The 20,627-nt window shown below is 41.7% G+C and carries 17 protein-coding genes; 11 read left to right on the top strand and 6 right to left on the bottom strand.

Annotation, left to right across the window (positions count from 1 at the left end):
- The first annotated feature begins 43 nt into the window (after positions 1-43).
- From BO26_RS12250 to BO26_RS12245, 3 genes are all read left to right on the top strand, one after another.
- Complete coding sequence (locus BO26_RS12250; protein WP_036771714.1) at positions 44-1,507, top strand: amino acid permease; 1,464 nt, start codon at positions 44-46, stop codon at positions 1,505-1,507.
- A gap of 653 nt (positions 1,508-2,160) precedes the next feature.
- Complete coding sequence (locus BO26_RS24875) at positions 2,161-2,394, top strand: hypothetical protein (RefSeq protein ID WP_477707027.1); 234 nt, start codon at positions 2,161-2,163, stop codon at positions 2,392-2,394.
- A gap of 465 nt (positions 2,395-2,859) precedes the next feature.
- Positions 2,860-3,510 carry a hypothetical protein gene (locus BO26_RS12245; protein WP_036771711.1) on the top strand — a complete coding sequence of 217 codons (651 nt, stop codon included), beginning with the start codon at positions 2,860-2,862 and terminating at the stop codon, positions 3,508-3,510.
- Positions 3,511-3,583: 73 nt separating this feature from the next.
- Here the strand turns inward: BO26_RS12245 and BO26_RS12240 are convergent, their stop codons facing one another.
- The 4 genes from BO26_RS12240 to ackA form a co-directional block, all read right to left on the bottom strand.
- A complete protein-coding gene (locus BO26_RS12240) occupies positions 3,584-3,997 on the bottom strand; it encodes a type II toxin-antitoxin system HicB family antitoxin (RefSeq protein WP_036771710.1) in 414 nt (137 codons plus the stop codon).
- 34 nt (positions 3,998-4,031) lie between these two features.
- A complete protein-coding gene (locus tag BO26_RS22130; RefSeq protein WP_072023252.1) occupies positions 4,032-4,157 on the bottom strand; it encodes a type II toxin-antitoxin system HicA family toxin in 126 nt (41 codons plus the stop codon).
- Positions 4,158-4,371: 214 nt separating this feature from the next.
- Positions 4,372-6,498, bottom strand: coding sequence for a phosphate acetyltransferase (gene pta, locus BO26_RS12235; protein WP_201771268.1), 2,127 nt, complete (start codon positions 6,496-6,498; stop codon positions 4,372-4,374).
- An 84-nt stretch (positions 6,499-6,582) separates the two neighbouring features.
- The gene (gene ackA, locus BO26_RS12230) at positions 6,583-7,785 is read right to left on the bottom strand and encodes an acetate kinase (protein WP_036771706.1); all 1,203 of its coding nucleotides are present in this window, start codon (positions 7,783-7,785) and stop codon (positions 6,583-6,585) included.
- Positions 7,786-8,177: 392 nt separating this feature from the next.
- Between ackA and yfbV the strand changes: the two genes are divergently transcribed.
- Both yfbV and BO26_RS12220 read left to right on the top strand, forming a co-directional pair.
- On the top strand, positions 8,178-8,633 hold the full coding sequence (gene yfbV / locus BO26_RS12225) for a terminus macrodomain insulation protein YfbV (protein WP_036771704.1): 456 nt from the start codon (positions 8,178-8,180) through the stop codon (positions 8,631-8,633).
- A gap of 199 nt (positions 8,634-8,832) precedes the next feature.
- Entirely contained in the window at positions 8,833-10,665 is a 1,833-nt protein-coding gene (locus tag BO26_RS12220) for an SLC13 family permease (RefSeq protein ID WP_036771702.1), read from the top strand.
- Here the strand turns inward: BO26_RS12220 and yfbR are convergent.
- Together yfbR and BO26_RS12210 are read right to left on the bottom strand one after the other, a co-directional pair.
- Positions 10,662-11,255, bottom strand: a complete 594-nt coding sequence (gene yfbR, locus BO26_RS12215) for a 5'-deoxynucleotidase (RefSeq protein WP_036771701.1) — start codon at positions 11,253-11,255, stop codon at positions 10,662-10,664. The genes BO26_RS12220 and yfbR overlap by 4 nt on opposite strands.
- Positions 11,256-11,948: 693 nt before the next feature.
- Entirely contained in the window at positions 11,949-13,163 is a 1,215-nt protein-coding gene (locus BO26_RS12210; protein ID WP_036771699.1) for a pyridoxal phosphate-dependent aminotransferase, read from the bottom strand.
- Between the two features lie 812 nt (positions 13,164-13,975).
- Between BO26_RS12210 and hexA the strand changes: the two genes are divergently transcribed.
- The 6 genes from hexA (at position 13,976) to nuoF (ending at position 20,583) form a co-directional block, all read left to right on the top strand.
- The gene (gene hexA / locus BO26_RS12205) at positions 13,976-14,905 is read left to right on the top strand and encodes a transcriptional regulator HexA (RefSeq protein WP_015833660.1); all 930 of its coding nucleotides are present in this window, start codon (positions 13,976-13,978) and stop codon (positions 14,903-14,905) included.
- 705 nt (positions 14,906-15,610) lie between these two features.
- Positions 15,611-16,060: an NADH-quinone oxidoreductase subunit A gene (locus tag BO26_RS12200; protein ID WP_081861899.1), complete on the top strand. Its 450-nt coding sequence runs from the start codon at positions 15,611-15,613 to the stop codon at positions 16,058-16,060.
- A gap of 16 nt (positions 16,061-16,076) precedes the next feature.
- Positions 16,077-16,751 carry a NuoB/complex I 20 kDa subunit family protein gene (locus BO26_RS12195; protein WP_015833663.1) on the top strand — a complete coding sequence of 225 codons (675 nt, stop codon included), beginning with the start codon at positions 16,077-16,079 and terminating at the stop codon, positions 16,749-16,751.
- A gap of 120 nt (positions 16,752-16,871) precedes the next feature.
- Positions 16,872-18,671: an NADH-quinone oxidoreductase subunit C/D gene (gene nuoC, locus BO26_RS12190; protein ID WP_110882751.1), complete on the top strand. Its 1,800-nt coding sequence runs from the start codon at positions 16,872-16,874 to the stop codon at positions 18,669-18,671.
- A gap of 2 nt (positions 18,672-18,673) precedes the next feature.
- Positions 18,674-19,222 carry an NADH-quinone oxidoreductase subunit NuoE gene (gene nuoE / locus BO26_RS12185; protein ID WP_036771692.1) on the top strand — a complete coding sequence of 183 codons (549 nt, stop codon included), beginning with the start codon at positions 18,674-18,676 and terminating at the stop codon, positions 19,220-19,222.
- Positions 19,219-20,583 (top strand): NADH-quinone oxidoreductase subunit NuoF, encoded by a 1,365-nt coding sequence (nuoF, locus tag BO26_RS12180; protein ID WP_036771690.1) that lies wholly within the window; start codon positions 19,219-19,221, stop codon positions 20,581-20,583. The genes nuoE and nuoF overlap by 4 nt, the downstream gene beginning before the upstream one ends.
- The last annotated feature ends 44 nt before the right edge of the window (positions 20,584-20,627 follow it).

The raw sequence follows: 20,627 nt of genomic DNA, 5'->3' as shown, positions 1-20,627 counted from the left end.
TTAGCAGTGTGCTTCTTCGCTTTAATGACGGACGGGTATTATCATGATAAAAAATAATAAAATTCAACAAAACCTTTCGGCAGAAAAGTTTACTGATTCGCAAAAGCTTCATAGAGGTCTGAGTGCACGTCATATTCAAATGATTTCTATTGGCGGTGCTATTGGTACTGGACTATTTATGGGATCGGGCAAAACTATTGCCGTATCAGGAACATCAATCGTTATTACCTATGCTGTTGTCGGTTTTTTTGTGTATATGGTGATGCGAGCTATGGGAGAATTACTTCTCACTAAATTGAATTATCGCTCTTTTGCTGATTTCGTGTCTGATTATTTAGGGACGAAAGCGAGTTTTTTTCTCGGCTGGACTTACTGGATGAGTTGGATTGTATCCTGTATTGCTGATGTGGTAGTTTGTGGCGGATACATTCAATATTGGTTTCCCGGCGTTTCTCTTTGGGTGCCTGCATTTCTAACCTTGGGTTTACTTTGTACGTGTAATCTTCTTTCTGTTCGGTTATTCGGTGAGGCTGAATTTTGGTTTGCGATTATTAAAGTCATTGCGATTTTAGCGTTAATTATTGTGGGTATCGGTATGGTGATGATAGGTTGGAAATCACCAGATGGTATGACGGCATCTATTAATAATCTGACTGATCCATCAGTATTCTTGCCGAATGGTATTTTTGGTTTTTTTGCCGGTTTTCAGATTGCGATTTTTTCTTTTACCGGGGTTGAACTTGTTGGCACTATGACAGCAGAAACAAAAGATCCAGAAAAGATATTGCCAAAAGCCATTAATAAGATTCCGATGAGAATTTTTATCTTCTATATTTTCTCAATGCTAAGCATTATTGCTGTGACTTCCTGGGGACGTATTTCATCTGAAACCAGCCCTTTTGTGACATTATTTGCCTTGGCTGGTCTGCCAGCGGCTGCCGCAATTGTTAACTTTGTTGCATTAACGTCGGCAATGTCTTCTGCTAATAGTGGATTATATGCTTGTACACGTATGCTTTATGGGTTATCAACGGAAAGAAATGCCCATTGGAAATTTAAAATTCTTTCCCGTAATACCGCGATTCCGGTACATAGTCTGATATTCTCCTGTTTCTGTATGATAGTTGGCACATCCCTTTTATTTATCGTACCGGATGTCATGCGATTATTTACTATTGTGTCAACGGTTGCCTCTATTATGGTGATTTATAGCTGGTGTATGATATTGGTGGCCTATTTAGCCTATCGTAAACACCATCCTGAATTGCATAAACGATCAATATTTAAGATGCCTTTGGGAGTGCCGATGACGTGGATCACGCTGATTTTTTTCATCCTCACAGTAGTGATAATGGTTTTTGATCCCGATACGTTGGTAGCTCTCTGTGGTACACCTTTGTGGTTTATCGCGTTAAGTATTCTATGGCGCGTGAAAAAGAAAAATGAAGCACAGGAGGAACAGGGTTATCAGATAGCTAAAGACGGTTTTCGTCCAATAGTCAAGTGAGAGGTTTACATCTTCAATATATTTAGCTGCTCTGGCACTCAAACAGATTTTCCATGCTAAGTAAATCATTAGCTTAATTCAGCACCGAATATTCATAACTTCGGTGTTTTTTTAGTTTCCATGAAAGTATATTATTAATAGGTTATTACGCATTTTTGAGATGTTATTGCAATAATGAATGAATGGTTTTTAGATTATTATGGAATAAAAAGAGAGTGATTGTTTAATTATATATATAATATTGTAAAAATTCTCAGGTTATTAATTATATAGATGATTGAAATTATTTGGTTTTTATATCTTTACTATCTTATTTTGATTTAATAATCTACATTTATTTGAATTGGTAAATAACAAAATAATTTAATTAAATGGTTTATACTATGAATAGGAAATGTCTTTAATCGGTGGTTATCAGAAAAATCAGCCAAAATAGACGCTGTAATTTCGTATGTACTGTTACCAAAATAGTTTTAATATCTGTTCTGTAATTATGTAGTTCTAAATGAGATTTGTTGAAATAATAGCGCCGAGTGTTTATAACTTCGGTGCTTTTTATTGATAATAAATTTTCAGTTAACTTACTAATATTACTGGGAGATAAATATTCATGATAATATTTATTTGAATCATATAGATAGTCATAATTTCAATTGGATGATAGAGAGGATAGAAAATTTGTTATAGAATTTAGGACAACAGAACCTGGCTGGTTGTATCATGAATTTACAATTAAACATAACTGCGAAATTAACGTTGAATCAAGAGGGGAATCATATGGAATTGGTGAAATAAGTACATTGATAAAAGATGAATCAAGTTGTGAGCCTAAAGGTTATAGGGTAGGGGATGAATTTAATAAATGGTTATTAGAAATAACCAGTTAAAATAGAGACAATAATTGCTTATGTACAATTACCAATACCGAAATGATCCTTAATCTGTTCTGTTATTATATAATTATTGGTTTTTTTGTTTTATACCATTATTATATTGTTTTATATATATTCTAATAAAATATTTTTTAATTTAATCATACTGGAATTTGTTTTTGTTTTTTCTAATTAAATAATCTACCTTATTTAGGTCAGATAATATAACAGTGTGGATTAATACAGTAGGTTAATTAATTTTATATTGTCTGCAATAAGTGTTTTTATAAATATATATATACCCAATAGATTTCAAGATGGATCGCGACGGCAAGGGAGAGAATCCCCGGGAGCATAGATAACTATGTGACCGGGGTGAGTGAGTGCAGCCAACAAAGAAGCAACTTGAAAGATAACGGATATAATAATGAAATCAATTTAATTAGGTACCACAAACATAAATAGACCAAGGAGATAGATATGAATTTAAATAAAAAAGTTTTTCTTATTTCCCCGCTTTTATTAGCTATTAGTAGTGTCAGTATGGCATGTATGAAAGATCCGGAGAATCTTAGAAATCAGGTAAAAGATGCAATAACGGCAAACGGAATGGCAAAAACTAAAGTAATGTCTTTATATACAAATTGTGTTCTTAGAGTTAAAGACAACACACCGAATAAATTGACGCTAAAGAGTGGTAAAACTGCAAATAGTGATAATGTAGAAGAAAAATCGATGTACTGGTATCGGGGAATGGAGACAAAGGAATATCAAACATTTGATAAGAATAGGAACGAGAAAATTTCTTGTGTTCAAGAAAACAGTTTCTGTGGAATTGCGCCTCAATTCACTTACTCACAAGGTTATCTAACCAATAAAAAACCAGGTGTTGTTATTGAATTTAAGACGGAAAAGGCAGGTTGGTTATATGGTGACTTTACAACTAAACATAAGTGTAAGACTAAAGCTGAAGGTGGAGGAACATACGGGCTTGGTGTAACAGGAACATCAGCAAGTTGTGATTCTGAATATAAGCAACGCGGAATAGGAAATATATTTAATGGATGGTTATCAAGTAATAAAATACAAGCCCAAGTAGCGTATGTATTATTACAGAAACAGAAAAAATAGGTTTCCCTGTGCTGTAATCATCAATCTTAAATTTGCGTAAATAAATATAAAGTGCCGCATATATGCGGCACAATTAAGTTGTTTTTTGTAGTTCATTACGTGCGGCCTGAGCCAGAAAACCACTTCTGCTGCCATATTCAGGATGATCATGAACAATCGTATCAATACGATGTAATAAACGATGTGGCAAGGTAATATTGATCCGTTCTGCTCTGCCATCGAATTTATCCATATTGACATCAACCAAGATCCATTGACCATTAATATATTTACCCATGTTTTCAGCGAGATGTTCTTGCATTGTTCTGGCTTTCGGCAGCTCTGATTCATTTTGCGTTAATAATTCAAAATGTACTTCAATAGCACTTTTAGCATCTTGCCAGGTTTCTTCAAGTGTATCGCCAGCAAAATAACAGCCGGGTACATCAGGAAACCAGCCGCTTGCGCTGCCATCTGTGTCAACTTCAATAAAAGCGGGATATAACATATTATTTCTCCTGATTTGAGTGTTTTTGGTTACTTTATTTAAGACCCGCATCTTTCATGATCTGGTGTAATGTTCCGATTTTTATATCTTTTCGAGGATGAGGAACAGTTATCACTATCGAAAAATCAGGGTGTCTGAATTGATAATGACTGCCTTTTATCCGTTCTAAAGTCTAGCCATTTTTTTCTAGCAGCTTTATTAATTCTGAACTTTTCACCTTGCCTCCGTGCGTTATTGATAGCTGTATATATTACACATCATACACACTATCGCAATGTTAAAATGGGAATGAAAAGGAAAATAAAAAGGCTGAACCCAGTGAAACACGGGATTCAGCCTTTATCAGTCGTTAATCGGCTATGGATAAGAAACGGTTACGCTTCTCCCTGTGCTGATTGAATAGCCGTCAGTGCAACGGTGTACACAATATCGTCTACTAAAGCGCCGCGGGACAAATCGTTCACTGGTTTGCGCATACCTTGCAGCATTGGCCCGATAGAAACCAGATCCGCGGAACGTTGTACGGCTTTATAAGTGGTGTTACCGGTGTTCAGATCAGGGAAGATGAAAACGGTAGCTTGACCGGCAACCGGTGAGTTTGGTGCTTTGGATTTAGCCACATCTGCCATGATGGCGGCGTCATACTGCAATGGACCATCAATGATCAGGTCTGGACGTTTTTCCTGGGCCAAACGGGTTGCTTCACGAACTTTTTCAACGTCACTACCTGCACCGGAGTTACCGGTAGAGTAGGAGATCATAGCAACACGCGGTTCGATACCAAATGCTTTAGCTGAATCTGCCGATTGAATGGCGATTTCAGACAGTTGTTCAGCCGTCGGATCTGGGTTGATCGCACAGTCACCGTAAACCAGAACTTGCTCTGGTAGCAGCATAAAGAATACGGATGATACCAATGAGCTACTCGGTGCTGTCTTGATTAACTGTAATGGTGGACGGATCGTGTTTGCTGTGGTGTGTACTGCACCGGAAACTAAACCGTCAACTTCTCCTTGTTCTAGCATCAATGTACCCAGAACAACGTTGTCTTCCAGTTGTTCACGCGCAACAACTTCGGTCATGCCTTTGTTTTTGCGTAGTTCGACCAGACGTGCAACATAACGCTCACGTACTGCAACCGGATCAACAATTTCGATACCGGTACCCAGTTCTACTCCCTGAGCAGCGGCAACACGGCGGATCTCTTCTGGATCGCCCAGCAGAACACATCGCGCGATACCACGGTCAGCACAGATAGAAGCCGCTTTTACGGTACGAGGTTCGTCACCTTCAGGCAGAACAATGCGTTTGCCTGCTTTACGTGCCAGTTCTGTTAATTGATAACGGAATGCAGGTGGAGACAAGCGGTGTGGTCGTTCAGAATTCGCTGTCAGAGAGTCGATCCACTCTTTGCTGATATGGTGGGCAACATAGTTTTGCAGCTTTTCGATACGTTCATGGTCATCAGCTGGCACTTCCAGGCTGAAACTTTGCAGGCTCAGGGAAGTTTGCCAGGTGTTGGTATCAACCATAAAGACTGGCAGACCTGTTCCAAAAGCACGTTCACACAATTGCTTGATCGGTTCGTCGATGGAATAGCCGCCGGTCAACAGGATTGCACCGATTTCAACCCCATTCATGGCAGCCAGACAGGCTGAAACCAGAACATCAGGGCGATCAGCAGAAGTGACTAATAGAGAGCCGGGACGGAAATGTTCCAGCATATGTGGAATGCTACGTGCACAGAAAGTCACGGATTTCACACGACGAGTTTTGATCGCGCCTTCATTAATAATGCGGGCATTCAGGTGCTTGGCCATATCGATTGCACGTGTCGCAATCAGATCAAAACTCCATGGAATGCAGCCAAGGATCGGCAATGGGCTATGTTTAGATAGATTGTTTGGATCGATGTTGGCTACGATGGCTTTCGAAGATTCGTCAAAGATCTCTGACAGATCAGGACGGGTACGACCCTGATCATCAACCGGTGCATTCAATTTATTGATAATAACACCGGTGATGTTTTGGTTTTTACTACCACCAAATTCAGCACGAGCCAGTTCAACGCGCTCTTTCAATTGCTCTTGAGTATCGTTACCTAGCGCCAGTACGAACACGATTTCTGCGTTCAATGTCTTGGCGATTTCATAGTTTAGAGATTGGGCAAACGGATGTTTACGGGTTGGAACTAGACCTTCAATCAGAATAACTTCTGCGTCTTTGGTGTTTTCGTGGTAAAGGGCCACGATCTTTTCCATCAGTACATCTTTCTGATTCGTCGTCAGTAAAGATTCCACATAGGTCATGTTCAATGGTTCAGCAGTTTTAATACTGGAATGAGAACGGATGATTGTAGTGGTTTGATCTTGGGAGCCGCAACAACGAGGCTGGGCGATAGGTTTGAAAACACTCAGGCTAACGCCTTTTTGCTCCATTGAGCGGATTACACCCAAACTAACACTGGTCAGGCCGACGCTGGTGCTGGTAGGGATCAACATAATTGTACGGGACACGGAAACCTCTTTACGGTTGCTCGTTGGTCAAAAATAGTACCGCCAGCAGTGCTGGCGGTTGGCAAAGTATTACGCAGTTAAGCGTGCTGCATCTTGGGCAATCACTAATTCTTCATTGGTTGGGATCACTAAAGCAGGACGACTGTTGTCGGTGGTGATAGAACCGGATTTACCGAAACGGGCTGCCAGGTTACGTTCGTGATCATATTCAAAACCTAACAGAGCCAGCTTTTTCAGTGTCAATTCACGGACCAGCGCTGAGTTTTCACCGATACCACCGGTAAAGATAATAGCGTCCAGATGACCTTCCATCAGTGCGGAATACGCACCGACATATTTGGCCAGACGGTGGCAATAGACATCCATAGCACGTTTGGCATCGGCTTTGGTTTCATAGTTATCTTCTATGTAACGGCAATCGCTGGTAACTTCGGTCAAACCCAGCAGGCCAGATTCTTTGGTCAACAGTTTGTTGATTTGTTCAACGCTCATGCCCAGTGAATCATGCAGGTGGAAAATGATAGCTGGGTCAATATCACCGCTGCGAGTACCCATGACCAGACCTTCCAGTGGCGTCAGCCCCATAGAAGTATCGACACACTGACCATTAACGATAGCAGATATGGAACCGCCGTTGCCCAAGTGACAAACGATAACGTTCAATTCTTCAACTGGTTTGCCCAGCGTTTTTGCCGCTTCACGGGAAACGAAGAAGTGGCTGGTTCCGTGGGCGCCATAGCGACGAATGCCGTGCTCTTTATACAGATTGTATGGCAGTGCATACAGGTAAGCTTCTTCTGGCATTGTTTGATGGAAGGCGGTATCAAAAACGGCAACGTTTTTGTCAGCCAGGTGTGGAAATCCTTTTTTCGCTTCTTCAATGCCAATCAGGTGAGCCGGGTTGTGCAATGGCGCGAATGGAACCGCATCTTTAATACCCTGAATAACTTCATCATTAATGGTGACAGAAGAGGTGAATTTTTCACCGCCATGAACAATACGGTGACCAATTGCGGCGATTTGGGCAGAAAGTTCTGGTTTTTCGGCCAGAATAGTATTAACAATAAAGTTTAATGCTTCACTGTGGGCTGCACCAGCACCTAAAGCGGCTTCATGTTTTGCGCCATCCATTTTCCACTTAATACGGGCTTCAGGCAGGTTAAAACATTCAGCTAGACCAGAAAGATATTCTTCACCGTTAGCAGGATCGATGATAGCAAATTTCAGAGAAGAGCTACCGCAATTGAGGACCAGTACCAGCTTACTTGACATGGAAATACCTATATCGTGTTTGTCAATGAGTCTTACAGATAAGACATGTGATTAATAAAACGTCAATTACTCATCAGCGTAGCGCATAATAGTGATGACATTAAATGATTAACATCATGCAAAGTGTAAAAGGCATGATGATAAGGCTTAAATTTTCAAACCCCTTTTTTTGCTGGCTCTAATGTTAAGACATAGGGTGATTTGTTAACAAAATGAGCCTAAATGCAGTGAAAAAGGTACAATATGCTGCTTTACCGCTGTGTGAAGCATAAAAGTGGGTGTAGGATACCGACAGACAGCAGTAAAGACAAAATATACCTAATCCTACAAAAAATGTTTTATCATTTACAATGTTTTTTTAAAAACTATGTTTTTAATTGATTGAGGTCATGATGAGCACAATGCCTCCTGCCAGTAACGGATGGATGAAGAAGATGCAACTGGGGCAGAAATATATGAAGACCTGGCCGCTTGAAAAGCAATTGGCACCAGTGTTTCCTGAAAACCGGGTTATTAAGGCAACCCGTTTTGGTATCCAGTTTATGCCACCATTGGCTATTTTTACCCTGACGTGGCAAATTGCTTTGGGGGGGCAGCTTGGTCCCGCTATTGCAACCGCACTATTTGCCTGTAGTTTGCCATTGCATGGGCTATGGTGGTTGGGGAAACGGGCATCAACACCATTGCCTGTGGCGTTACTGAAATGGTTTCATGAAATCCGTGATAAATTTGCCAAAGCAGGGATTGCTATGGCACCAGTGCAGCAAACCCCTACTTATCAATCGCTTGCTGAAATTTTGAGGCGGGCATTTAAACAACTTGATCGTTCGTTTCTTGATGATATTTAGCTGGAAAATATGACGAAATTGGATCGGGTAGATCGGTGTTTGAACTTTGTGATCGAGAAATCAGCAGATAAAATAGTGGTTCATGGCAAAAAACAGGTGTGTTGTTGATCGTAACCGGAGATTTTCCCTCAATAAAATAGTCTACTAATCAAGTTTTCGACACCATATCTTCTTTTTCGTTGATAGAGGCCATTTTGAATTGAATAGTGAACTCTTGTGGGTATTGACCCTGTTATTGATAGCTATCGTTCTTTTTACCACCAATAAATTTCGTATGGATATTGTTGCGTTATTGGTGATTATTGCGTTTGTCATGAGTGGAACGTTGACACTGGGTGAAGCAACCAGTGGTTTCAGTGATCCCAACGTTTTACTGATAGCTGCCTTGTTTGTTATTGGTGAGGGATTAGTGAGAACAGGTGTTGCTTATCAAATGGGGGATTGGCTGGTAAGAGTTGCCGGAAACAGCGAAACCAAAATGTTGGCTTTGCTAATGATGACTGTTGCAGGGCTTGGTGCTTTTATGAGCTCCACGGGTGTAGTTGCGATTTTCATTCCGGTTGTGCTCAGCGTCGCGGCAAGAATGAAAATTTCTCCGGGGCGGTTGATGATGCCTCTGAGTTTTGCCGGGCTTATCAGTGGCATGATGACGTTGGTCGCTACGCCGCCGAATATGGTAGTTAATAGTGAGTTGATTCGTGAGGGGTTGCCAGGTTTCAAGTTTTTCTCGATTACCCCTATTGGTTTTCTGATTTTGTTTGCGGGCATTAGCTATATGTTGATTGCTCGCCATTGGCTGGGAAGTAATCAGCCGGATAATGGTCACGACAAATGGAACCGCCGTACTTTCCGTGATCTTATCCGCGACTATAAATTGTCAGGTCGCGCCCGTCGTCTGGCAATCCGGCAAGGCTCGCCATTGATTGGCCTCTCTCTTGATGAATTAAACCTGCGCGCCCGTTATGGGGCTAATGTCGTTGGTATTGAACGTTGGCGGCGTTTCCGGCGTGTTATGGTTAGCGTGACTGGCAATACCGTGCTGAGAGAACGGGATGTATTGCTGATTGATATGTCAGACAGTGAAGTGGATCTACGGGAGTTTTGCAGTGAGCAATGGCTGGAGCCGATGGTACTACGTGGAGAGTATTTTTCTGCACAATCCCGTAATGTGGGTATGGCTGAAGTATCGTTGATCCCGGAATCAGATTTACTGGGTAAATCTCTACGAGAGATGAGTTTTCGTACCTGTTATGGTTTGAATGTTGTTGGTATTCGGCGTGATGGTAAGCCGTTGTCGGGTAAACTGGTGGATGAGCCGCTACAACTTGGGGATATTTTACTGGTTATTGGTGACTGGAAATTGATCCGCATCCTGAAAACCAAAATGCGCGATTTTATCGTGCTTAATCTGCCTGTTGAGGTTGAAGAGGTAGCGCCGGCAATGTCGCAGGCCCCACATGCACTTTTTAGTTTGGCCTTGATGGTTGCCATGATGCTGACTGATGAAGTGCCTAATGTGATTGCCGCACTGATAGCTTGTCTGTTGATGGGAAAATTCCGTTGTATTGATATGGAAAGCGCTTATCGATCCATTCACTGGCCCAGCATAATTCTGATTGTCGGCATGATGCCGTTTGCATTGGCGTTACAGAAAACGGGCGGGATTGATCTTATTGTCCGTGGTCTGATGGATATTGCCGGTGATATGGGGCCAAGAGTGATGTTGTTATGTCTGTTCGTGCTTTGTGCCGTGATTGGTTTGTTTATTTCTAATACGGCAACGGCGGTATTGATGGCGCCGATAGCTATTGCGGCTGCGCGCGAAATGGCGGTATCACCCATGCCATTTGCCATGATTATTGGTGTGGCAGCTTCAGCCGCATTTATGACTCCCGTTTCATCACCCGTTAATACTTTGGTCCTTGGCCCGGGTGGTTACAAATTCTCCGATTTTGTCCGTCTGGGAGTGCCATTTACCTTGCTAGTGATGGTGATTAGTGTGCTGGTTATTCCCTGGTTGTTCCCATTTTAATGGGGGATATCGAGGCTAATTTCGTCGAGTGACAGGCTGAACCCCGGTACAAAAACTTGCATAAAATAATCCATCTCTTGGCTGTGGCGATCAGCTAAGGTTTTTTCAAGCCGGGTTTTTGCCAGATTGAATTCACTGTTACCTGCTGATAGTTCTTCCAGGCATTTGAGATAAGCACATAGAGAATCGGCCTGTTTAACAATAAAAGCTTCTTCTTCTGTATGCAGACTGTCATCCAGTATTGAACGGAAATCTTCTTGCAACTCTGTTGGTAGCATTTCCAGTAATCTCTTTTGGGCGATTTTTTCTATCTTTTTATATTCCCGGGCAATATGTGGATTGTGATATTTGACCGGGGTCGGTAAATCTCCGGTGATAACTTCGCTAGCGTCGTGGTACATAGCCAGCAGTGCAATGCGTTCAGCATTCACATGGCCATTAAATTTGCGGTTTTTGATAATAGCTAAAGCGTGTGCGACGAAAGCAACCTGTAGACTGTGCTCAGAAACGTTTTCTGTACGCACATTGCGCATGAGGGGCCAACGATTAATTAGTTTTAAACGGGAAAGATGGGCAAAAAAGTGGCTCATAATCATCTCTTACAATGGAACATAACTTTTATTGTGAGTGGTTGGCAGAGGGAAGTAAACGTTAAAGTCGTGCCTTATTTTTATCCCTGACTTTAATAAGGAAATATTCTGTTATCTAATACGTTAATAATATCAGTCAACTGGCTCTTAGACAGTATAACATCTGTAGAATGGCTGGCTAATTTGCATTTACTATTACTGGGAATGTTATAATCGTAATGGAAATATTTTTTTAAAGAAATTTATTCTTCTATTCCATTTTGCATACAAATTGTATACAAAAATTTCATATAATTTACAATAGTTCACTATTACTTCAAGTATTCTCTTTTATCAAATTTAACAAATGCAATGTTTAATTCTTTTTTGTTCTGACAAATCCTTATATAATCACTATAATTCCTCGATAAAAATAAAAAAAATTAATCTTTGTTACCGGTAAAAAATGAAAGTTTATTGGTTTTATTCTGTAAAGAACTATCATCTTGTGTCAGTAAAGAAAGTCTTAGAAATGGCGATCAAGGATTCCAATCTGGTAGGTGATATTTTCGTCAGTGGAGAAGAATCAAGTGAATGAATTTATCAGCTGTAGTAGAAGAAATGGGTATTTCTTAATACAGCTGATAAGACTCTGGTATGAATAATGTCCGTTATCAGTGAGAATTCACGTTTTAGCAAACGACTCTGGTTTTTTTATTGATGATAATTGCCAATAAATCGAGCGAATTTCTGAATCGCCACTTCCAATTCATCAAGCCTTGGCAATGTTACTATGCGGAAATGATCCGGTTTAGGCCAGTTAAATGCGGTTCCCTGCACTAATAAAACCTTTTCCTGTAATAAGAGGTCGAGCACCATTTTCTGATCATCGTGGACGTTAAAACGTTTCACATCAATTTTCGGGAACATATATAAAGCACCCTTGGGTTTCACACAGGAAACGCCAGGGATTTGATTAATTAATTCCCATGCACGGTTACGCTGTTCGTATAAACGACCGCCAGGTAAAATGAACTCACTGATACTCTGGTAACCACCTAAAGCGGTTTGAATTGCGTGCTGCATTGGCACATTTGCACACAAGCGCATAGATGCCAACATTTCTAAGCCTTCAATATAACTTTTAGCGTGTTTCTTTGGACCGTTTAATACCATCCAGCCCTGACGAAAACCGGCTACGCGATATGTTTTAGATAATCCGTTAAACGTTACCGTTAATAAATCAGGAGCGAGTGCGGCAATTGAATGATGCTCTGCATCGTCATATAAGATTTTGTCGTAAATCTCATCGGCAAAAATGATTAAATTATGTTGACGCGCTATTTCAACAACTTCTAACAACAGCTCTTTACTATATACAGCACCCGTTGGATTATTAGGGTTAATAATCACGATTCCACGTGTACGAGGAGTAATTTTGTTACGAATATCATCTAAGTCAGGAAACCAATCTGAACCTTCATCGCACATATAATGTACGGCTTTACCACTAGAAAGTGAAACAGCAGCAGTCCAAAGAGGATAATCAGGAGCAGGAACAAGCATTTCATCGCCGGTATTCAGTAATGCTTGCATTGCCTGGACAATTAATTCAGAAACACCATTTCCGATATAAATATCTTCAACACTCACATCCAGCATATTGCGGGCTTGATAATGTTGCATGATAGCTTTGCGCGCAGAATACAAACCTTTTGAATCTGAATAACCCTGTGCTGTTGGTAAGTTACGGATAACATCTACCAAGATTTCATCTGGTGCTTCAAAACCAAAAGGCGCTGGATTACCAATATTTAATTTAAGGACTTTATTACCTTCTTCTTCAAGGCGTTTAGCTTCCTTGAGCACTGGCCCGCGGATGTCATAACAAACATTATCCAGTTTGCTGGATTTCTTAACTGCTAGCATAGAGAGTCTTGCCTTAATCTTGGTAAAAAATGGGTTCATTTAACATATAGCGTGTAACATTTAATGTACTCTTCCCTCCTGATATTTTGAAGATGTGTTGATATATTCGGTTAAAATGATTGTTTTAGCAAGGATGTTGTTGTTTTAGTGTCTTTTTATGTTGATTATGTTAGCGTTAAATTCTTAATTAATTTATAAAATTGGATTTATATTCTTTTATGTCGTCATTTTTTAGTGTGGATCTGACGTGTTTTTAACGTTAAAGCCGTATGTATAGGTGATTATGGAGAGAAAATGCGCATAGCTCAATTTGCCAATAAAAATCATTGTATTTGTATAATTTATTCTTATGTATAAGATTTAACTTGAATTGGCAATTCGGGACTATATATTTTAGAAAGATCTAACAATATTTTTGAGCATTTCTGGAAACTAATTGTAAATTTATCTGAATAGGATTATTAAACATTAACAATATTGAAGATTTTTACTTTATATTTAGTTTTTCTGATATAACTTATGTTATTCTTTGAAGTGAGTCAGAAAACAAAATAACCAAACTAGAAATCACATATAGGGTGTTGTAAATAGGGATTGTCCTCAATTTATTTAGGAATCCGAGTAACTTTTACGAAGAAGAGGAGAAAATAAAACCCCACAATGGGTTCAATAGGTAAAAAAACAGCAGTAAGTCTTTGCCCTATTTAATAGAGTAGAGTACTGTCTAAGTGATGTTATTTAATTTGATAGTGCTTACGTAAAAACACCAGGTTAGTTAGTAATTAAAATCAAAAAAAAGTGATGAATAAACAATGATAAATGCAAATCGTCCGATAATGAATCTCGATCTCGATCTGCTAAGAACTTTTGTTGCTGTTGCTGATTTAAATACTTTCGCAGCAGCAGCAGCAGCAGTATGCAGAACGCAATCGGCTGTAAGTCAGCAAATGCAACGTTTGGAGCAGTTGGTAGGCAGAGAGCTATTTGCCCGCCATGGCCGTAATAAGCTTCTTACAGAGCATGGTCTTCAACTTCTTGGTTATGCAAGACAAATTCTGCGCGCTAATGATGATGCCAGCGCATCATTAACCTATAGCGATGCAGAAGGTGAGTTGAGAATTGGTGCATCCGATGACACTGTGGATACACTGCTCCCTTTTTTGTTAAATCGTATCGCTTCCGTTTATCCGCGTATGGCAATAGATGTTCGTATAAAACGAACTCAATTTATTGAAAGTATGCTGGATAACCATGAGATCGATTTGGCATTGACCACCGCAAAGATCAGTCACCACCCAAGGACTGTTTTGCGCTCAACCCCTGTATTATGGCATTGTGCTCCAGATTTCCAGCTACAACCAAACGAGCCTGTTCCGCTGGTTGTGATGGATGAAACTAACCCATTTCGCCAGTTAGCATTGGATACACTGGATGAGGTGGGAGTATCATGGCGTATTGCTTATGAAGCGGCTTCTCTATCTGCGGTTCGCACAGCAGTCAATGCGGAAGTGGGGATTACCGCTCGTCCTTTGGAAATGCAAAATGCTGATCTGCGTATTTTAGGTGAGAGTGAAGGGCTTCCGCGTTTGCCTGAAACTCAGTTCTCTCTATATAGACACAGTAATGAACAGAATGAATCGGTTTTAACTGTCTTTAGTGCAATAGAGAATAAGAAAACACCGTACACGATATCTAGTGTTTCTGATGAACCTTCTGATGATGAAGATATTATTGAAGAGTAATATCTGAAACCGTATCTTTGCTAATGCCTCCATTATGGATGATAAGGAGGTATTAGCATTCCAAATATATTTATAAGTAATTATCAACTAAACACACCTTTTTTACCGTTATACCGACTGTTGAATATACGGTAGCTTTTTTCTTAATGCCCCTTTGATTTGGTTAAAAAAATGTTACTTTGTTAACAAGGTAATAATTTGCTGAATTGATAAAATAAGAGTTTCTATAGTTAATTGGATATTTTCTCTTATCGATGTGTAAGAAAATATAATTTCTTCAGATTTGAATGAATTATCGTCAGCATTCAAATTTTTTTCTGCCAAATTGTGTACTTGATCAAAGAAATATTCCCTATAAGACAGTGGAAAGGCAGGTTTTTCCTGAGATAATGATGTAGTAAAAGCGAGTTATCGGTTAAACTAGCCTACGTGGCTGTTCATGTGTTGGCTGACTGACACGTTTTAGCAGCGCGGTAACATAATGCGTTAAGATCAAGTTCGCGATTTGTAAATAAATGTTAGATTAATTTTGTCATAACAGACAAAATATTGTTGAGAGGAGTAAAAGCCAAGAAGATTCACTCCATCAATCATTGATTAGCAGTGTTTCAGATTTGGTTGTTACCCCTTCCCTTGAATCGATGTGGTGCAACACTGCCAGACAGAAGAGCAGACACTTTTGACACCACTTTTGATGAGTAAGCAATGAGTATGTCAACATCCACTGAACTCTTTGCCCATCACTGGGCATTCGCGGTATTTCTTTTAGGTGCTTTCGGTCTGTGTGCTTTGATGCTGTTAGGAGCGTTTTTCTTAGGCGGGAGAGCTAAAGCCCGAGCAAAACACATCCCCTATGAATCAGGTATCGACTCTGTCGGCAGTGCTCGTCTCCGCATGTCGGCAAAGTTCTATCTGGTCGCCATGTTCTTCGTCATCTTCGATGTTGAAGCTTTGTTCCTATATGCATGGTCAGTCTCTATTAAAGAGAGTGGTTGGTTAGGCTTTATTGAAGCAAGTATTTTCATTTTAGTGTTATTAGCAGGCTTACTCTATCTGGTACGTATCGGTGCGCTGAATTGGACGCCATCCCGATCAAGTCGCCAGGTAAATAAACCAAGCGTTGTGATTAACACTAATAACAGTCATCCGCAGTAATAGCGAGGCATTAAAGATGGATTATACGCTCACCCGCATAGATCCGAACGGTGAGAATGACCGTTATCCCCTGCAAAAACAGGAAATTGTCGCTGACCCACTAGAGCAACATGTCCACCGTAGTGTTTACATGGGCAAACTGGAGCATGCTCTGCATGATTTGGTGAACTGGGGGCGTAAAAACTCCCTGTGGCCCTATAACTTCGGTCTTTCCTGTTGTTATGTGGAAATGGCGACCTCATTCACTGCCGTTCATGACGTCGCCCGTTTTGGTGCTGAAGTTTTACGTGCATCGCCCCGTCAGGCTGATTTTATGGTGGTTGCTGGAACCTGCTTTACCAAAATGGCTCCGGTTATTCAGCGCCTTTATGACCAGATGCTTGAACCGAAGTGGGTTATCTCTATGGGAGCTTGTGCCAACTCTGGTGGTATGTACGATATCTACTCTGTGGTTCAAGGAGTCGATAAGTTCATTCCCGTTGATGTTTATATTCCTGGTTGTCCTCCTCGTCCTGAAGCTTATATGCAAGCTCTATTGTTGCTACAGGAGTCTATCGGCAAAGAGCGCCGCCCATTATCTTGGGTAGTGGGAGATCAAGGGGTTTATCGTGCCAATATGCAGTCAGAAAGAGAACGTAAGCACGGGGAACGTATTGCGGTGAAAAATCTGCGTACGCCAGATGAAGTTTAAGAATCTGTCTTTTAGGCAGTAGGCGTTTATTAAAAATAGCCTAATGAATGTAACCAGAGCAATGTGTTGCGATACTAATCCTGATCAAAACAAACACTGATCAAAGCGTTGTGGTGAAAAATGATGATAGATCAGATAGCGCAAGAAAGCGCCCGGCCTGCGTGGCAAACTCATGACCATCTTGATGATCCGGTTGTGGGCGAACTGCGTAACCATTTTGGCCCGGATGCCTTTACTGTTCAGCCAACTCGTACCGGTATACCGGTTGTCTGGGTGAAGCGTGAACAATTACTGGAAGTAATGACTTTCCTGAAGAAGCTGCCTAAACCTTATGTCATGCTCTTTGATTTGCATGGAATGGATGAACGTCAGCGTACTCACCGCCAGGGTCTGCCAGATGCAGACTTTTCTGTGTTTTATCACCTGCTTTCTATTGAGCGTAATCGAGACATCATGCTGAAGGTTGCGCTTAATGAGAAAGACCTGAACCTCCCGACGGCTACTCCTTTGTTCTCAAATGCCAACTGGTATGAGCGCGAAACATGGGAAATGTTTGGGATTGTTTTTAATGGTCATCCGAATCTACGCCGCATTATGATGCCACCGACTTGGGAAGGGCATCCGTTGCGTAAGGATTATCCGGCTCGTGCGACAGAGTTCAATCCCTTCGAGCTGACTAGACAGAAAGAAGATCTGGAAATGGAAGCACTGACTTTCAAGCCAGAAGAGTGGGGAATGAAACGCGGTACTGAGAATGAGGACTTCATGTTCCTTAACCTTGGTCCTAACCATCCCTCTTCTCATGGCGCATTCCGTATTATTCTTCAGTTAGATGGCGAAGAGATTGTCGATTGCGTACCTGATGTCGGTTATCATCACCGCGGTGCGGAAAAAATGGGTGAACGCCAATCTTGGCACAGCTATATCCCCTATACAGACCGCATTGAATACCTGGGTGGTTGTGTCAATGAAATGCCTTATGTACTGGCAGTGGAGAAACTAGCTGGTATTGAAGTGCCGGACCGGGTGAAAACTATTCGTGTCATGTTATCGGAATTGTTCCGTATTAACAGCCATCTGTTGTACATCTCGACTTTTATCCAAGACGTTGGTGGGATGACCCCCGTATTCTTCGCCTTTACTGATCGCCAGAAGATTTATGATTTGGTGGAGGCTATTACGGGTTTCCGTATGCATCCGGCATGGTTCCGCATTGGCGGTGTTGCTCATGACTTGCCACGTGGCTGGGATAGATTGTTGCGCGATTTGCTGGATTGGTTGCCTAAACGTCTTGATTCCTACGTGAAAGCAGCGCTGAAGAATAGCATCCTGAAAGGTCGTTCTATAGGTGTTGCGGCCTATAATTCCAAGCAAGCTCTTGACTGGGGTACGACAGGGGCTGGCTTACGCGCAACGGGTATTGCATTTGATGTGCGGAAATGGCGTCCATACTCGGGTTATGAAAACTTTGATTTCGAAGTGCCAATTGGTAATAACGGCGACTGCTATGATCGTGTGATGTTGAAAGTAGAAGAAGTACGTCAAAGCCTGCGTATTCTGAGACAGTGTCTGGACAATATGCCTGAAGGTCCATTCAAAGCAGATCATCCACTCACAACTCCACCACCGAAAGAACGCACTTTGCAGCATATTGAAACTATGATTAACCACTTCCTGCAAGTGTCATGGGGGCCGGTAATGCCAGCCAATGAGTCTTTCCAGATGATTGAAGCAACCAAGGGTATCAATAGTTACTATCTGACCAGTGACGGCAGTACCATGAGTTATCGTACTCGTATCCGTACACCAAGTTATCCGCATTTGCAGCAGATTCCTTCGGTAATCCGCGGTAGTTTGGTTTCTGACCTGATCGTATATCTGGGCAGTATCGATTTTGTTATGTCTGATGTGGATCGCTAACTATGCAACGTGAAATTAACGCAAATGATCAACAGGCGCGCCTTGATGTGGTTAACGTGACAGAGTCTCAGGCAAAAGCAAATTTTGTACTGAGTGTTGAAGAGCACGATGCTATTGAGCAGGAAAAACACCACTACGAAGATCCGCGCGCGGCTTCTATTGAAGCATTGAAAATTGTGCAGAAACATCGTGGTTGGGTGCCGGATGGCGCCATTTATGCGATTGCTGATGTTCTTGGTATTCCAGCCAGTGATGTTGAAGGTGTGGCAACGTTCTACAGCCAGATTTATCGCCAGCCAGTGGGCCGTCACATTATCCGTTATTGTGACAGTGTGGTTTGCCATATTACCGGTTATCAGGGTGTTCAGGCTGCGATTGAAAAACACCTGAATATCTGCCCAGGGCAGACTACACAAGACGGGCGTTTTACGCTGCTGCCAACGTGTTGTCTGGGTAACTGTGATAAAGGTCCGACCATGATGATCGATGACGATACTCACAGTTCTGTAAAACCTGAAGAGATCGAGAAGTTATTGGAGCAGTATCCATGACAACATATTCAGGAATAAAAGAAATTGTCCGTACTGCGGAAAACCACCCTCTTACCTGGCGCTTGCGTGATGATAAACAGCCGGTATGGTTGGATGAATACCGTAGTAAAAACGGTTATCGCGGTGCTGAAAAAGCACTGAAAAGTATGACTCCGAATGAAGTCGTTTCTCTGGTAAAAGATGCCGGGTTGAAAGGCCGCGGTGGAGCAGGTTTCTCCACTGGTTTGAAATGGAGCCTGATGCCAAAAGATGAAAGCATGGATATCCGTTATCTGCTATGTAATGCAGATGAAATGGAACCAGGTACCTATAAAGACCGCTTGCTAATGGAGCAACTTCCTCACCTGCTGGTGGAAGGAATGCTGATTAGTGCATTTGCTCTGAAAGCTTATCGTGGTTATATCTTCCTGCGTGGTGAATATGTGGAAGCGGCTGTGCATCTGCGTAAAGCCATTGAAGAAGCCAAAGCAGCAGGTTTACTGGGCAAAAACATTATGGGCAGCGGCTTTGATTTTGAGCTGTTTGTGCATACCGGTGCAGGGCGCTATATCTGTGGTGAGGAAACAGCGCTGATTAATTCATTGGAAGGCCGTCGAGCTAATCCACGTTCAAAACCGCCATTTCCAGCCACTTCCGGCGTATGGGGTAAGCCGACTTGCGTTAACAATGTTGAAACCTTGTGTAATGTTCCCTCAATTCTTGAACACGGTAAAGAGTGGTATATCGGCTTGAGTGCCGACAAAAGTAAGGATGCCGGCACTAAACTGATGGGTTTCTCTGGTCGGGTGAAAAATCCGGGGTTGTGGGAACTGCCATTCGGTATTACCGCTCGTGAAATTCTTGAAGATTATGCTGGTGGTATGCGTGACGGCCTGAAATTTAAAGCATGGCAACCCGGTGGTGCAGGAACAGATTTCCTGACTGCTGATCATTTGGATCTGCCAATGGATTTCGAAAATATCGCTAAAGCGGGCAGTCGTCTTGGAACTGCACTGGCAATGGCAGTTGATCATGAAATTAACATGGTTTCTCTGACGCGTAACCTTGAGGAATTCTTTTCCCGTGAATCCTGTGGTTGGTGTACACCGTGCCGTGATGGATTGCCATGGAGTGTGAAAATTCTGCGCGCAATAGAGCGTGGGGAAGGGCAACCTGGGGATATCGAAACGCTGGAACAGCTTTGTCGTTTCCTTGGGCCGGGTAATACATTTTGTGCCCACGCACCGGGAGCGGTAGAACCATTACAGAGCGCCATCAAATACTTCCGTGATGAATTCGAAGCTGGAATTGTAACCAAAGACTATGGAAACACCCATCTGATTGCGGGTATCCAGTCAAACCTGCTAAAGCAGCGTTGGTAATGGATTTTTCACGAAATAAGCAGAATTTTTGATTAACACTTGCT

The organism is Photorhabdus australis DSM 17609, from assembly GCF_000711895.1.
Taxonomy (GTDB): domain Bacteria; phylum Pseudomonadota; class Gammaproteobacteria; order Enterobacterales; family Enterobacteriaceae; genus Photorhabdus; species Photorhabdus australis.
Note: the sequence above shows the minus strand (reverse complement) of the source record. Positions and strands in the feature narration are given on the sequence as shown.